This is a genomic window from Methylophaga sp. OBS1 (genome assembly GCF_026319365.1).
Map to the genome: position 1 here is coordinate 234,243 of NZ_JAPDMS010000002.1, position 14,543 is coordinate 248,785.

Sequence of the window (14,543 nt, forward strand, 5' to 3'; positions counted from 1 at the left end):
TCCTCTCAGCAAGCCGGGCAGGGAGGCCCGGCCACTGCTGCTAATGAGACCACTTTGCCGGTAACTTGGCCGACAGATAGTCATAAAATGCATTGACCTTGGGAGTACGAGCGTAGCGGTCGGTGATACAGAAATAAAACTCCAGCGGTTCGGCCTCTACCTCAACTTTGGGCCCCTGTTCGAACAGGGCGATTAAGTCGCCTTTCTCCAGATAAGGGGCTGCAACAAAAGCAGCCAGTCTTGCGATGCCGCCGCCTCTGACAGCCATCCTGGCCAGCGTATCAATATCATCGCTGATCATGGCGACCTTAACCTCGGGTTCGTAACGTTGTTGGTCACGGATAAAAACCCAGCGGAACAGTCGACCGTCGACAGGCACCCTGAACATCAGGCAATCATGATGCAGTAGCGCCTGTGGCGTGATCGGATAACCGGCTCTGGCAAGGTACTCCGGCGACGCACAGAACAGTAACGGAACTGTTGCCAGCTTTCTGGCCACCATGCCCTCATCCAACTGCTGACGAATGCGGATACTGACATCTACGCCCTCACTGATATGGTCGGTTCTGCGATCCGTAGCAATCAATTCCAGGCTTATTTGTGGATAAATGCGCTGAAAATCGGCCAGCATCGGTGCCAGCACATGACGGGCAAATGCGGCGGAGCAGGCTATCTTCAACTTGCCGCCAACTTCGTCCTTATGTGCCGTTATCGCCTGTTCAGCCAGTTCCAGCTCCTGCATCACGCCTTTTACCCGCTGATAATAAATTTCACCGGCATCAGTCAACGCCAGTTTGCGTGTGGTTCTTGTCAGCAACCGCGTGGCCAGTTGCTTCTCCAGACGCGCGATATTCTGGCTCGTGGCGGCCGCACTCACGCCAAGCACCCGGGCAGCGGCAGCAATACTCCCCAGTTCAACAGCCCGGACAAAACTTTCAATCCCCCGCAAATTTTCCATAAGCCAAACCCAATAAAAAAATCATTATTAATTAAGTTTAACTTAACAGTCTAAATAGTTTCAGCCCACTAGTCTGCGACCAGACAGCCCCTTAGACTGACCAATATGAATTAACGGGAGAGAGACCAATGCAAAAGCGCGGAGTCGCGGTCAGAAAAAAACTACCGGTCAGATTGACGCCAGTGGTGTTTGCCTTCTACATGTCGGCGATTATGGCTGCATTGATGTCGCTGATTATCACTGCGGTAAATCAGGGATTTGATGACCACTACCTGTTAAATGCTATCCATGCCTACCAGATTGCGATGCCGTCGGCGTTTCTCTGTGTGATGATGGTTCGGCCCCTGGTGATGAAACTGGTCGCACGTACTGTCGCAGAGATCTAGTGTTTAACAGGCAAGGCCGTATTGCTGCAGTCGCTGTTGAATTGCCTGAGCGTGCGCTGCCTGCAACCGGGATGTGCGTTGACGACGATCACAAAGCGCACTTCGAAAACCCAGATAATCGGCATCCAACGGTTCCAGGATATCGATATCCTCGATTGCCAATGCGCCTGCCAGACCACAAAGCAGATCATGCTGATGCGCCAGCTCGATAAACTGGCTCAGCTCAGTTTCATTCCAGTGATCCAGCAATCGCTGGCCGTTCTTTGTGGCGGTATCGACCATGACGCCACTGAATCCGGCCTGCTTGATGAGACTGACCAACGATAAGTCGCAGGTCTGATCAGCAAACATCACTGCAATAACAGGTGTATCCAACGCAGAGAAGGTTCTGTTTAAAGCCTGTAGGCAGGACACCAGCGCCGGAGCAGCAAACAGCCCGACCTTAACGTAATCGACGCCGGAAGCGGCCATCGCCACTACCGCTTCAGCTATTACCGCTGGTTTCATGACAAGATCGCCCACCGTAGCGCTGGTCTGACAACGTCCAGCCACCCAGTCATTGACTGATTGCACGACAGCCACGGGCAGGGCACCCAGCGCACCCTGGGCCGGATCTTTCAGATCCAGGATATCGGGCAAAGTCTGCTCCAGCGCTTTTGCTTCATCGAGCGATTGCACGCTCGCCAGCCATTTAGTCATGTTGTATCTCAATGCCTGTTTGTTCAATTTTGTCCATCAGCCAGCCCCAGGCTTCCCATTCCCGGTCACCGGCGGTTTTCTTCATCGCAATCTGTAAATAGCCGATCTCTTCACGGATTTTATTCTCCGGCAGCATCCCTAAACGACTGACCAGGATCGCTGCTTCAACCACCGCACTCTGCGCCCGGTTAAAGCCACGAAAGGGGGCATGGTTCTCTTCTGCCCGCACCTCACCATAGAAACAGGCCCTGGGATCACCATCATCAAACCCCGTCATTTCCAGTTCGCTATGCGCCAATGCCTGCTCAAGATAGGCGCCCTCAATCCGGCTACAGGGCAGGGTGGGCCAGTCACGTCGGCCGGTCAAGGCACCGGCAAAGACTCTGACATCGTCGATAAAATTAATCGTGCATTGCCGATGACGCTTCAAATTATCGTAGGTTGATGAGGGCTTAAAAGGTTTAACAAGAAAGTAACCATTTACTTCACTTATTCCCATCGGTGCCGAATGCGGTGTGCCTGACGCATCCAGGGTTGTCACAATGACCTCATGAATCCGACTTGTCAGCCGTGCCACAGGCGCGCTCCTTCTTTTTCTTGGGTTTCTCTGCCGTGCCACAGGCCCGTTGTTTTTTCTGGTCCGGCTTGTCCGCTGTCCCGCAGGCGCGATCTTTATTGCGCTTCTTCATGGTCGTGCCTTCTTCTTTCTGCCGGGTCAGGTCCTCTTCCGCCTGTTCGACGGCACAGCCCCACTGCAAATCTTCATCCTGGGTATAGCGTTTCCCCAGCTGCCATGCCACCTCTGCTCTTGCCAGTTCGACCCCCAGATAGAAAGCATGGCCCGGATCGTTTTCCACCTGCAAATGCGGATAAAACTCAAACGGGTCGGTATCCTGCAGCAAACCATCTCGGTTGAACATAAAAATGCCTTCCCGCGCTACTTTGATGCGGTAGTTGGGATCCTTTATGCTCTGTGCCAGTTCGTGAATTTCCTCGGCAGTATCGGTAAAAGGTCGGCGTTCATGCGCAACCAATAAATCCGACGTGAAATCCCGTGGCAGGCTATTGTCATCTTTGGCTGCAAACATCATTCGTCTGGCAACATCGGCTTCTCTTATCGCTCGCCTCGCATGCGAACTGACCTCGGTCGCCAGCACACAATTGACATTCAACTCAGAAATAATCCCGAATAGCATCGCATTGATGCCGCTGGTATCTGCATCGGTCAGTTCAGTCAGGTTGCCCACCCCCATCATGATGGGGGCATCCGGATATTTCTGCCGCAACTGATGATAGCGAACAATAGAAGCGGTCAGACCAAAATGAATCGGGTCCAGAATGGGATCTGCAATCCACGGTTTACCGATCTTATCCATCGCTTCCATGGCCCGTTCCAACGACGCCAGCGATCCGGGTTCCGCCGGCACCAGGATCGGCACGGCATCGGTTTCCTTGGCCAGGTCGATAGTTTCTTCGGTAAGGCTCAGTAGAAAGTCGGCGCCAGCCATGGCTGCCCGCTGTAAATCAGGCAATGAAAGTGAGTCTACACTTACCTTAAAACCCTCTTCATGAAGGGCTTGAATCGCTTCTTCCAGATGAGGAAAGCGCTCCTGTGGCAAACAACCGATATCAATCACATCCGCGCCGTTATTGCGATAATAATGCGCTCGCGCCAGCAGACTCTCGATGCTCCGCTCCGGTGCATCGACTATCTCAGCAAAAATATTCACTGAGTAACGACTGAGATCGGGTTGTTTGCGGGCTTTACCGAAATGCAGCGGCAGATCCTTGATCTCTTCGGGCCCACGAGTGACTTTGATACCCAATTCCTGACTTAACGCCTCCAGATCACCGCGGCAACGACCGGGAACAATAATTTCGTCATACCCCTGATAATCTTCCGGTTTGAGACGTCTGGCAATCATTTTATCCGTCATCAAGGCCGCCACAGACAAGCCGAGTTGATGCACTTCATAATCAAAAGGCAGGGGGGCCATTTCCTGCAGCACCTTATGCACACTGGGCGCTGCCAGTTTTCCGGTCAGAAACAGGATCCGGTCAGCCATTACCGGGCTCAGCCCACCTCAGCCAAGCGCTTTTTGATCGCAGCAGACAATTGCTCCGCCGTTTCCACTACGGTAGTGGCTTCAAACGTTTTCAGTTTCTCAGTATGCTCCAGATCAATCTTGCGCGGCCACAATCTGACCATGCGGTCCGGTGCTGGTGTATCAACCTCAGGGATAGCATCACAAGCCAGAACGATACTGGGTATCCGGCATTTTCCTGCTTGTGCATAAATATTAGTGACCAATGTGTCCGACAGGCCCAAAACCATTTTTGCCACACTATTGGAGGTTGCCGGTGCCACCACCAGCGTATGGTAGTCCCCCCTGTAGAACAGGCCCACCGGCGGTGCACTGGCAGCACGATCCCTGTAGATTCGACCCTCAGGCACGATTTCTTTAGGTTCATGACCATACATCCGGATCACTTCCTCCCCGGCGCGGCTGTAAAACAGATCAACATCGTCCAGTTGACGAACAATCTCAAGGCATTCTTCAAGGTAATGTCCGGAACCGGTTACAGCCCAGGCCAGGCGTGGTTTTTCGGGCCTTGCTTGCATTTGTGGTCTCTAAAATTGATCAAGATCATTAATTTTGCCAGAGTCGGCCTCTGTAGTAAAAATAAGATAGTTTTTATGGGGTTTTTTACGTTAAAATCACATTTTAACTTGATGGACTGTTGATCTTTCCCGGCTTGATCCTGTGTTCGCTGACTATATAGCGCATTCCACCTCAGCCGATTGCCAGAGAGAACTGCTGTCCTCATACATCTGCGTCGGATTGGAGCCATAGCGAATGTCAAACCACATCCCCAAAATTGTCGTTGTCGGCGGCGGAGCAGGTGGCCTGGAGCTGGTCACCAAACTCGGCAAAAAACTGGGTAAAAAAGGAAAAGCTGAGGTCACGCTGGTAGACAGCACTCATACTCATATCTGGAAACCGCTTCTGCACGAAGTGGCAGCCGGCACACTGGATTCCCACGAGGATGAGATTGAATACCTGGGTCAGGCTAATTACAGTGGTTTTCGCTTCCGTCTGGGCCGTATGGATGGTCTGGATCGCAAAAACAAACAAATCTCCGTCGCCCCGACGCTCAACAGTGATGGTGTCGAGATCATTCCCCGTCGTAATTTCGATTATGACTATCTGATTGTCTCTGTCGGCAGCATTAGCCACGACTTCGGCATCAAAGGCGTGCGTGAACACTGTCTGTTCCTGGACACCACTAAACAGGCTGAAGTCTTTCAGAATAAATTACTCCAGACCTATCTGCGTGCACACACGCAGGGTAAGCCCCTGGATGACGGTCAGTTGAATATTGCTATCGTCGGCGCCGGCGCCACGGGTGTCGAACTGAGTGCACAGCTACATGAGGTGTCTCATTTACTGACTGCCTATGGCCTTGATGAAGTCAATCCACAGGATGTGAAAATCACTATCATTGAAGCGGCAGACCGTATTCTTTCCGGGTTACCCAAAAATATCTCTGATGCAACCTTGTCTGAGTTAAATAAACTGGGCGTCAACGTCATGGCCGGCGAACGCGTGGTGGAGGTCAATGACAAGGAAATCATTACTGAAAGCGGTAATGTGATTCCTGCAGCGATCAAAGTCTGGGCGGCGGGTATCAAGGCGCCTGAGTTCCTCAAGGACATTGATGGCCTTGAGACCAACTGGATGAATCAACTGGTTGTCAGACAAACGCTCCAGACCACGCTTGATGATGATATTTATGCGATTGGTGACTGCTGTGCCTGCAAGTGGCAGGGGCATGATGAAAATGTGCCACCCCGCGCCCAGGCTGCGCATCAGATGGCCTCTCACGTCTACAAATCGATACTTAACCGCCTCAAGGACAAACCACTGCCGGAATACGAATATCACGACTATGGTTCTCTGGTGTCTCTGGGTCGCTACAGCACGGTTGGGAATCTGATGGGTAATCTGAGCCGTGGCAGCATGATGATTGAGGGTTTTATGGCTCGGGTGATGTACCTGTCCCTCTACAAAATGCACCAGATGGCGCTTTTCGGTCCATTCCGTGTTGCGATGCTGTCTCTGTCACATCTTTTCAGACGCAGTGTGCATCCAAAAATCAAGCTGCACTGATTAATCTACGCTATCGCGAGAACAAGGCCCTTTTCAGGGCCTTTTTTGTACCTGATAGGGTAACCTGGCTGCGTGATTGTAAAATGCCGCCTATGGGCTTGCTGGGTGCCCTGAAGAGACATCAGCCTGGGCTGTCATCTCTTTATATGCCAGCATGTCTGCCGTTGCACAGATAAACAAACAAAAAAAGCCCTGACTGATTAACAGCCAGGGCTTTATTCATTATGAGTCCGCGAAATTTAGATATCGAGGTTGGATACCTGCAAAGCATGCGTTTCAATGAATTCACGCCGCGGCTCAACATGATCTCCCATCAGGGTATTGAACGTTTCATCGGCAGCGATTGCATCATCAATTTTCACTTGCAGCAGGCGTCGTTTGCTCTTATCCATGGTGGTTTCCCAGAGCTGATCCGGATTCATTTCGCCCAGACCTTTGTAGCGCTGGACATGCTGACCACGACGCGCTTCAGCCAATAACCAGTTAACGGCTTGCGAGAAGTAATGAATATTCTCTGAGCGTTCACCCCGTTCCACACGGGCACCATCACCAAACAAGCCATTGATTTTATTAGAGAAAGCGAGAATTTTCTGATACTCGGTGCTATCAAAGAATTCACCCGGCACATGAAAGTCGGTACTGATACCGTGGCGACTGAAACTAATGTTCACCATCGGCACCGGTTCGTCTTCCTGATTCTGAATGCTCAGCTTGTAATGGGTGCCGGTTGGCAGACCACGGTTCATCGCTGTTTCAATCGTCAAAAGCCAATCATCCATGGCAGGATCACCAAATGCAGGGATCTGCGGCTGATACACCAGTTGATCCAGGAAGGCTGGATAATAGTGGTTGGAAAGACGACCGATGATCGCATTGATGGTCTGGTACTCAGCCACCAATGCTGCCAGTGCATTACCCTCAATCGCAGTGGCATCGGCAGTCGGATAGAGTGCTGCGTTCTGCAACGCGACCTCGGTTAGATAACGCTCCATTTCTGCGTCATCTTTAACATAGCGTTCCTGTTTGCCTTTTTTGATCTTGTACAGTGGAGGCTGTGCAATATACACATGGCCACGTTCAATCAGTTCAGGCATTTGCCGATAAAAGAAAGTCAGCAGTAGAGTACGGATATGCGAGCCATCGACGTCAGCGTCAGTCATGATGATGATGTGATGATAACGCAGTTTCTCCGGGTCATATTCGTCGCGACCGATACCACAACCCAAGGCCGTGATCAGTGTGCCAACTTCGGCGGAACTAATCATTTTGTCGAAACGGGCACGCTCAACATTAAGGATTTTCCCTTTCAGTGGCAGAATCGCCTGGGTACGGCGGTCACGACCCTGCTTGGCACTGCCGCCCGCAGAATCACCCTCCACCAGGAACAGTTCTGACAATGCCGGGTCGCGTTCCTGACAATCCGCCAGTTTGCCGGGTAGTCCTGCAATATCCAGAACGCCTTTACGGCGAGTCAGCTCACGTGCTTTCCTGGCCGCATCACGAGCCCGGGCCGCATCGATCATTTTGTTGGCGATCAACTTGGCATCGGTCGGGTTTTCGATCAGAAAGTCGTGGAAGAACTCATTGACCAGTGACTCGACAATGGTCCGCACTTCAGAAGAAACCAGTTTGTCTTTAGTCTGAGAGCTAAATTTAGGGTCCGGCACTTTGACCGATAAGACTGCGGTTAAGCCTTCTCGGGCATCGTCACCACTGGTGGTCACTTTGGACTTCTTAGCCAGTCCTTCACTTTCAATATACTGATTCAGGGTACGGGTGAGGGCAGCACGGAACCCAGCGAGATGAGTCCCGCCATCGCGCTGTGGGATGTTATTGGTAAAGCAATAAATATTTTCCTGATAGGAATCGTTCCACTGCATTGACAGCTCAACAGTGACATCTTCGCGTACGCCATCAATCTTGATAATGTTGTCGTGGATCAGCGTTTTGTTTTTATTCAGATGTTCTACAAAAGCAGTGATGCCGCCCTCGTAGAAAAAGGTCTCTGTACGCTCATCCCGCTCATCCGTTAGTTTGATTCTTACCCCGGAGTTGAGGAAGGCAAGTTCACGGATACGCTTGGCCAGTATGTTGTAATCAAAGGTAACATTCGTGAAAGTTTCCTCACTGGGCCAGAATTGAATTCGGGTTCCTGTGATTGAAGTGTCTTCGACATCTTTAAGCGGCGAGTCTGGTACGCCGTGGGTGTAGGACTGTTTGTGAAGACGGCCGTTGCGATGGATCTCCATCGTCAATTTTTTGGAAAGCGCATTCACCACTGAGACACCTACACCATGCAGGCCGCCAGAGACTTTGTAGGAATTGTCATCAAATTTACCGCCAGCATGCAGGACGGTCATGATGACTTCTGCAGCTGAGACGCCTTCCTCTTCGTGAATATCGACCGGGATACCACGTCCATTATCAATCACCGATACGGAGTCGTCGGGATGGATACGTACTTCAATTTGTGAACAGTGACCGGCGAGGGCCTCGTCGATCGCATTATCCAGCACCTCGAAAACCATATGATGCAGACCCGTTCCATCGTCAGTGTCACCGATATACATACCCGGTCTTTTTCTGACGGCATCTAGTCCTTTCAATACTTTGATATTTGAAGAATCGTAGGTGCTGTTATTATCCGTTGCCATAATCAAACTGTTCCTGTGTCTAGGATGTTGAATAACCTATCATTCTACTACGTCTGAACCTGTGTTGATAGCATCACTGACTTTCTCGTAAATCATGCCATGTTCCACGTGGAACTTCTTATCATTTTCATCGGAAATCAAGGTTTCGAGGTCTCTGTTAGTGCTACTGATGAAGCTCTGTACAGGGAGTTCTCTGAGTGTTTTAACAACCGTTTGTTGATGATGCCAGTCCAATTCTGAGCTTAAATCATCAATCAGAAGTAGTGTGTTTTCACGCTGTGTTGTGTCGGCCAAAATCATAATTTGCGCCATGCTCAAAGACAGAAAAAATAGTTTCTGTTGGCCTCTGGAGAGCATCTCATAAGGATCAGAATCATTCACTTTGAAAGACCAGTCAGCGGCATGTGGTCCGGATCGTGTGTAACCGAGAGCCTGATCACGTTCAATATTCTGTTCGAGGTAGTCTGCCAAACTGAATTCTTTATTCCAGCCACGTAGATAACGTAATGAAAATTTATACTCTGCGAGCTCTGGACACAGTTTGCTGAAGAACGGTCGGAACCGCACAATCAGTTGTTTCAAATACCGCTCACGCATTTCTGTGATTACCAGCCCATGTTCCGTCAGAGCTTTATCCCACAGTTTGATTTCACTGATTGGTTTGTGTGATTTTATTGCTGCATTTCGTTGTTGCAGTACTTTTTTATAAGATTGCCAGTGATAGTTGAAATGATGTTCCACGTGGAACACACCCCAATCAACCATACGTCTTCGGTATTTGGGTCCTTGTTCGAAGAACTGATGACAGTTAGCGGGAATAAGTTGAACCGGTAGGTGGAATGCCAGATCTGACAGGCGTTTCAACGACGCATTATTGAGTCTGATTTGAAGCCCGCTCTGTAAATCGTATTGTAAACCGATAGGTGTTTTATCAATTGAGCGAGCAAACAGGGTGAGACGCGAATGTTGATGATTGACCAGGTTTTTTAGGAAACGGGAGCGAAAGGAACGTCCCATGGCCAAGACAAATATGGCTTCCAGCAAACTTGTTTTGCCAGAGCCATTTTCGCCTAAGATAAAATTAATGCCATGCGACGGAAACAGCTCCGCAGTAACAATGTTACGGAAATGGTGAATTTGTATCTGTGCCAGCACGGTCTATTAAAATCAGGGAAATATAAATCGTTTAGTTTCGCGTAGGATAAAAATCAGCCAGCATGGTTTCGTTTCGGATATTAGAGAAAATAACTGGCTGACCTCACTTTGAGAGAAGAGGGTGCGGATTTTAGATTTCCACCATTTCAAAATCTTCTTTGCCCACACCACATTCCGGGCATTCCCAATCTTCAGGAATCTCATCCCATTTGGTGCCCGGAGGAATACCCTCTTCTGGTAAACCTCGTGCTTCATCATAAATGAAGCCGCATACAATGCATTGCCATTTTTTCATTAATCTCTCCTGTGCAGTTCTGAAAATCCGAGTTTATTGATTCTAACAAATATCAGGGATACTCACGCTGATTTGACACCGACTCAATAAAACTAATGCAGGTTTAAAAAGTCATAGGGATGGACTGCGAATTAAAACTAAAAGTTGTCAGCATAACGGGATACAAACGACGATATTCATGATAGTTTAGATATATTGATTAAATATTGATTTTTAAGCGGAAAATTCGATTATGAGACTACCCACCTTACGTCAGTTGCAATACCTCACCGCCGTTGTGGAAGAGAAACATTTCGGTCACGCTGCTGAGAAGTGTTTTGTTACTCAGTCCACACTCAGCGCGGGCATACAGGATCTGGAAGAACTGCTGGAGGTTTCATTACTGGAAAGGACTAATCGTAAGGTATTACCGACGCCTATCGGTGAAGAAATAGCCGGCAGGGCGCAACAGATTTTGTCATTAAGCGAGGATCTGGTGGATTTGGCGCAGTCTGAGAGGAATCCGCTTTCAGGAAGAATTCAAGTCGGTGTGATCCCTACCATTAGTCCTTTTCTTTTACCCAAGGTGTTACCTACTGTACGACAGCAGTTACCTGACCTCGAAATCCTGTTAATTGAAGACCAGTCGGAACGCTTATTGGATCAGCTGGAGGCCGGAAGTATTGATGTCGCTGTGCTGGCATTTCCGTTCAATATCCGTGGCCTGACTCACCGGATATTTGCTCAGGAACCATTTTGGGTTGCGCTTCCAAAGCAGCATCGTCTGGCACAGAAAAAAGCACTTCGGGCCGATGAGCTGCCAACCAATGAATTGTTATTACTGGCTGAAGGACATTGTATGCGGGAACATGCACTCAGTGCCTGCCAATTACCGGCTTCTGCACAGCGAAAAAGTGTACAGGCAACCAGCCTTTATACCCTGATCGAGATGGTTGCCAGCGGCCTGGGTATCACCCTTATTCCTGACATGGCCATCACCTCTGATATGGTGAGCCATTCAGATATCAGCCTGGTACCGCTGGAGAACAAGCATAATCAAGCGATGCGTGAGATCGGTCTGGTATGGCGTCCGAGCTTTCGCCGTACAGCAACACTGGAACAATTGGCGCAAACCTTTTCAGATGCACTGGAAGATACTGACTATTCGCTGCGGGCGTAGAATTGCCGTATTGCCAAGAACTGCTGTTGGATCAGTGGTGATGAAAAAGGCGGGTCAAAACGTGCATAAACACGTGCTTTAGGATCGACTAAAAACACACTGTGCTGTTGTTCCAAACTATAGCCTTTGTCCAGTGTTGTTCTGAGGTGCAGGAATTCAAATTTATCTGCTAATGCCACGATAACCGCTTTGTTGCCGCCGTATAGCGGTAATGAGGGTGTATTCTCCAGCCACCATTCCGGTCGCTGTGTATCCTGATCAGGATCGAAATTAATCGATACAAACTGAATCTCGCTGGTTGCTGCCAGCTGTTGCAGATTCTGCATTACCGATAATACCGGCTCACACTGGGGCAGACAGGCGGGGTGGGTGAAGTAAACATAGGTCCATTTACCACGCAGGGACTGTTCGGTCAGCACCTCACGGGTATCGGAATAGAGTAAAAACTGATCTAACGCTGCCGGCGGTGACCGTAACACAGGGGCTAATGAGGGTGGAATTTCGCGGTTGTCTGTCTGTTTCTGTTCGACCTGAAATAGCCATACGAGCAGGAGACTCGCAAAGACAACGAGATATAACAGCAAAAAACCCTTAGAATTAAAGCTTTTGAATAACTTCATCCGGTTAATTCCGTTGTTGAGCTAATCCAATGAGCATCAAATGAGCGAAAAGCTGTTTCAGTCTACCGCAGTTGTCAGCATCATGACGTTTATTTCCCGCATATTGGGTTTTTTACGGGATATTGTCATTGCCAGGATGTTTGGCGCAGGACTGGGGGCGGACGTCTTTTTTGTCGCCTTCAAGATCCCTAACTTTCTACGGCGGCTGTTTGCTGAAGGCGCGTTTTCACAAGCTTTCATCCCTGTACTTGCTGAGTTTCGTGAGCGCGGCGATAAACCACTCAAGGAACTGATTGCCCAGACCAGCGGCACACTGGCCGTCATTCTTATGCTAATCAGTGCAGTGGGCATGCTGGCTGCGCCACTCATCATTATGATTTTTGCTCCCGGCTTTATCAGCGACCCTTATAAACTCACACTCGCCGGTGAACTGCTGACCATCACCTTTCCCTATTTATTATTTATTTCGTTGACGGCACTGGCAGGCTCAATTCTCAACAGCTTCGGTAAATTCGCCGTACCCGCCTTCACACCGGTGTTTCTGAATTTATCCTTGATTGGTAGCGCTATCTGGCTGTCGCCACAGCTTGATGAACCGGTGAAGGCCCTCGCCTGGGGCGTATTTATCGGCGGGGTGGTGCAATTACTGTTTCAACTGCCGTTCCTGCTTCAGATTCAGGCGCTACCCAGACCGCGCTGGGGCTGGCGTAGTGAAGGAGTCAAAAAAATAACTAAACTGATGATTCCCGCCATGTTCGGCGTGTCTGTAGCGCAGATCAACCTGCTGCTGGATACATTACTGGCATCGTTCCTGGTCACCGGCAGCATTTCCTGGCTTTACTACTCCGATCGCCTGGTGGAATTCCCGCTGGGGGTATTTGGCATCGCATTATCAACCGTCATCCTGCCCAGCCTGTCTAAGAAACATGCCACTCAGTCAAGCGAAGGGTTTTCAGACACCATTGACTGGGCATTACGTTGGGTGTTTGTCATCGGCACACCTGCTGCCATTGGATTGATCGCACTGTCGCAACCCCTGTTAACAACGCTGTTTCAATACGGTGAATTCGAAGCCGGCGATGCTTACAAGGCCTCTCTGAGTCTGATGGCTTATGGTCTGGGTTTATTACCGTTTATCCTGATTAAAGTGCTGGCACCCGGTTATTATGCACGCCAGGACACCAAGACCCCGGTCAAGATTGGCGTGATTGCGATGATCAGTAATATGGTACTGAATATCATTCTGATGATGTATTTAGCCCATGTCGGACTGGCATTAGCAACGTCATTATCGGCAATGCTCAATGCCGGCCTGCTGTACTTTGGGTTACGCCGTCGCCAGGTTTACTCACCTAATCCAGGCTGGTTGCTGTTTATCACTAAACTTTTTGTTGCCAATGGCCTGATGCTGGGGCTGTTACTGTGGTTGACGCCGGCAATAGCTGAATGGCAGGACTGGACAGCCTGGCAGCGTTTCGGCCAACTGATGCTGCTGATTGTGGGTGCTGCCCTGGCTTATTTTGCAATACTCAGCCTGCTTGGGATCCATATCAAAGCCTTAATGCGGCCGCGACAGAATTAAAAAAAGCCCTCCGGAAGGGAGGGCCAAGGCACTACGAGGACACAACCAAAATACGCGGATGTGTTGTTGAACATCCGCGTATCGAGGGGTTAGAAACGACGACCGATACCAATACCCCAGACAAAGGGATCAATATCCGCATTGATTCTGAGTCGATTGACTGCAGTGTTTTTGAAATGAGCTTCAGTATCAATATCGATATATTTCACATCAAAGTTCACAAACCAGTCTTCGTTCAAAGCAACATCAACACCGGCCTGAACTGCTAGTCCCCATGAACTGTCGAGTTTTATATCGTCGCCCGCTGCAGCGACCAGAGAGTCACTAGGGACTTTCTCATCAAAAAAGTAAGTATAGTTAATACCGGCACCCACGTATGGACGTACATCACCATCTGGCCGGAAGTGGTACTGCAGCAACAGGGTCGGTGGCAGGACTTTAGACTCAATAACCTGACTTGAACCTGTCAGACCTGCACCTCTAGCATTTGATTCAGCCGCTTTATGGACTGAAACATTATGCTCTGAGAAACCCAGAATCAGTTCAAGCCCCCAGTTACGTGTAATCATGTAGGTGATATCGAGTTCTGGTACGGTGTCAGTATCAACTTTCACACCTTCACCAAGACTGGTTGTGTCGTTCAGATAGAGACGTCCACTATCATCATTAGGTGCAACGTTAATAACGCGACCGCGAACCAGCCAATCACCTGCCTCATAGGCCATTGCAGGTAATGCGGCGGCACTCAAACCCAAACCAGTGATCATGGCAGCTGCAAAAACGGTTTTTTTCATTCTTTTTCCTCCGGGACAACCCCTGTGCGTCAAACATGGGTTCATTTTCAGGGAGGAGGCCTGAACACG

14 protein-coding genes are annotated in these 14,543 nt (G+C 49.6%); 4 read left to right on the forward strand and 10 right to left on the reverse strand.

Annotated elements, in window-relative coordinates; translation table 11 throughout:
• Positions 1–40: 40 nt before the first annotated feature.
• The gene (locus tag OMQ46_RS07865) at positions 41–958 is read right to left on the reverse strand and encodes a LysR family transcriptional regulator (protein WP_266236203.1); all 918 of its coding nucleotides are present in this window, start codon (positions 956–958) and stop codon (positions 41–43) included.
• A 128-nt stretch (positions 959–1,086) separates the two neighbouring features.
• Here OMQ46_RS07865 and OMQ46_RS07870 point away from each other — a divergent pair, with 128 nt between their 5' ends.
• Positions 1,087–1,344 carry a DUF2798 domain-containing protein gene (locus tag OMQ46_RS07870; protein WP_266236204.1) on the forward strand — a complete coding sequence of 86 codons (258 nt, stop codon included), beginning with the start codon at positions 1,087–1,089 and terminating at the stop codon, positions 1,342–1,344.
• A 3-nt stretch (positions 1,345–1,347) separates the two neighbouring features.
• On the opposite strand, the gene OMQ46_RS07875 is transcribed toward OMQ46_RS07870, so the two are convergent.
• From OMQ46_RS07875 to OMQ46_RS07890, 4 genes are read right to left on the reverse strand one after another with little or no spacing between them, the layout of a single operon-like run.
• The gene (locus tag OMQ46_RS07875) at positions 1,348–2,043 is read right to left on the reverse strand and encodes a (5-formylfuran-3-yl)methyl phosphate synthase (protein WP_266236205.1); all 696 of its coding nucleotides are present in this window, start codon (positions 2,041–2,043) and stop codon (positions 1,348–1,350) included.
• Positions 2,036–2,620, reverse strand: a complete 585-nt coding sequence (locus OMQ46_RS07880; protein WP_266236206.1) for a DUF447 domain-containing protein — start codon at positions 2,618–2,620, stop codon at positions 2,036–2,038. Before OMQ46_RS07880 ends, OMQ46_RS07875 begins: the two co-directional genes overlap by 8 nt.
• The gene (locus OMQ46_RS07885) at positions 2,592–4,109 is read right to left on the reverse strand and encodes a DUF6513 domain-containing protein (protein WP_266236207.1); all 1,518 of its coding nucleotides are present in this window, start codon (positions 4,107–4,109) and stop codon (positions 2,592–2,594) included. Before OMQ46_RS07885 ends, OMQ46_RS07880 begins: the two co-directional genes overlap by 29 nt.
• Positions 4,110–4,117: 8 nt before the next feature.
• Positions 4,118–4,666: a flavoprotein gene (locus OMQ46_RS07890; RefSeq protein ID WP_266236208.1), complete on the reverse strand. Its 549-nt coding sequence runs from the start codon at positions 4,664–4,666 to the stop codon at positions 4,118–4,120.
• Positions 4,667–4,901: 235 nt separating this feature from the next.
• Between OMQ46_RS07890 and OMQ46_RS07895 the strand changes: the two genes are divergently transcribed.
• Positions 4,902–6,215, forward strand: coding sequence for an NAD(P)/FAD-dependent oxidoreductase (locus OMQ46_RS07895; protein ID WP_266236209.1), 1,314 nt, complete (start codon positions 4,902–4,904; stop codon positions 6,213–6,215).
• Positions 6,216–6,454: 239 nt separating this feature from the next.
• Here the strand turns inward: OMQ46_RS07895 and gyrB are convergent, their stop codons facing one another.
• From gyrB to OMQ46_RS07910, 3 genes are all read right to left on the reverse strand, one after another.
• Entirely contained in the window at positions 6,455–8,869 is a 2,415-nt protein-coding gene (gene gyrB, locus OMQ46_RS07900; RefSeq protein WP_266236210.1) for a DNA topoisomerase (ATP-hydrolyzing) subunit B, read from the reverse strand.
• Positions 8,870–8,908: 39 nt separating this feature from the next.
• Positions 8,909–10,024: a DNA replication/repair protein RecF gene (gene recF / locus OMQ46_RS07905; RefSeq protein ID WP_266236211.1), complete on the reverse strand. Its 1,116-nt coding sequence runs from the start codon at positions 10,022–10,024 to the stop codon at positions 8,909–8,911.
• Between the two features lie 130 nt (positions 10,025–10,154).
• Positions 10,155–10,319 (reverse strand): rubredoxin, encoded by a 165-nt coding sequence (locus OMQ46_RS07910; protein ID WP_266236212.1) that lies wholly within the window; start codon positions 10,317–10,319, stop codon positions 10,155–10,157.
• Positions 10,320–10,551: 232 nt separating this feature from the next.
• Between OMQ46_RS07910 and OMQ46_RS07915 the strand changes: the two genes are divergently transcribed.
• Positions 10,552–11,478, forward strand: coding sequence for a hydrogen peroxide-inducible genes activator (locus OMQ46_RS07915; RefSeq protein ID WP_266236213.1), 927 nt, complete (start codon positions 10,552–10,554; stop codon positions 11,476–11,478).
• Here OMQ46_RS07915 and OMQ46_RS07920 read toward each other — a convergent pair.
• The gene (locus OMQ46_RS07920) at positions 11,460–12,098 is read right to left on the reverse strand and encodes an SCO family protein (RefSeq protein ID WP_266236214.1); all 639 of its coding nucleotides are present in this window, start codon (positions 12,096–12,098) and stop codon (positions 11,460–11,462) included. The genes OMQ46_RS07915 and OMQ46_RS07920 overlap by 19 nt on opposite strands.
• 40 nt (positions 12,099–12,138) lie before the next feature.
• On the opposite strand from OMQ46_RS07920, the gene murJ reads away from it, so the two are divergent.
• Positions 12,139–13,680 (forward strand): murein biosynthesis integral membrane protein MurJ, encoded by a 1,542-nt coding sequence (murJ, locus tag OMQ46_RS07925; RefSeq protein ID WP_266236215.1) that lies wholly within the window; start codon positions 12,139–12,141, stop codon positions 13,678–13,680.
• Between the two features lie 89 nt (positions 13,681–13,769).
• Here the strand turns inward: murJ and OMQ46_RS07930 are convergent, their stop codons facing one another.
• Positions 13,770–14,474, reverse strand: a complete 705-nt coding sequence (locus OMQ46_RS07930) for an OmpW/AlkL family protein (RefSeq protein WP_266236216.1) — start codon at positions 14,472–14,474, stop codon at positions 13,770–13,772.
• Positions 14,475–14,543: the final 69 nt, after the last annotated feature.

Bases quoted from the DNA above. Each gene is read 5' to 3' on its own strand.
- gyrB (WP_266236210.1), bottom strand. From the start codon at position 8,869: ATGGCAACGGATAATAACAGCACCTACGATTCTTCAAATATCAAAGTA.
- OMQ46_RS07930 (WP_266236216.1), bottom strand. From the start codon at position 14,474: ATGAAAAAAACCGTTTTTGCAGCTGCCATGATCACTGGTTTGGGTTTG.
- OMQ46_RS07910 (WP_266236212.1), bottom strand. From the start codon at position 10,319: ATGAAAAAATGGCAATGCATTGTATGCGGCTTCATTTATGATGAAGCA.
- OMQ46_RS07915 (WP_266236213.1), top strand. From the start codon at position 10,552: ATGAGACTACCCACCTTACGTCAGTTGCAATACCTCACCGCCGTTGTG.
- OMQ46_RS07870 (WP_266236204.1), top strand. From the start codon at position 1,087: ATGCAAAAGCGCGGAGTCGCGGTCAGAAAAAAACTACCGGTCAGATTG.
- OMQ46_RS07875 (WP_266236205.1), bottom strand. From the start codon at position 2,043: ATGACTAAATGGCTGGCGAGCGTGCAATCGCTCGATGAAGCAAAAGCG.
- OMQ46_RS07885 (WP_266236207.1), bottom strand. From the start codon at position 4,109: ATGGCTGACCGGATCCTGTTTCTGACCGGAAAACTGGCAGCGCCCAGT.
- OMQ46_RS07865 (WP_266236203.1), bottom strand. From the start codon at position 958: ATGGAAAATTTGCGGGGGATTGAAAGTTTTGTCCGGGCTGTTGAACTG.
- murJ (WP_266236215.1), top strand. From the start codon at position 12,139: ATGAGCGAAAAGCTGTTTCAGTCTACCGCAGTTGTCAGCATCATGACG.
- OMQ46_RS07890 (WP_266236208.1), bottom strand. From the start codon at position 4,666: ATGCAAGCAAGGCCCGAAAAACCACGCCTGGCCTGGGCTGTAACCGGT.
- OMQ46_RS07920 (WP_266236214.1), bottom strand. From the start codon at position 12,098: ATGAAGTTATTCAAAAGCTTTAATTCTAAGGGTTTTTTGCTGTTATAT.
- OMQ46_RS07895 (WP_266236209.1), top strand. From the start codon at position 4,902: ATGTCAAACCACATCCCCAAAATTGTCGTTGTCGGCGGCGGAGCAGGT.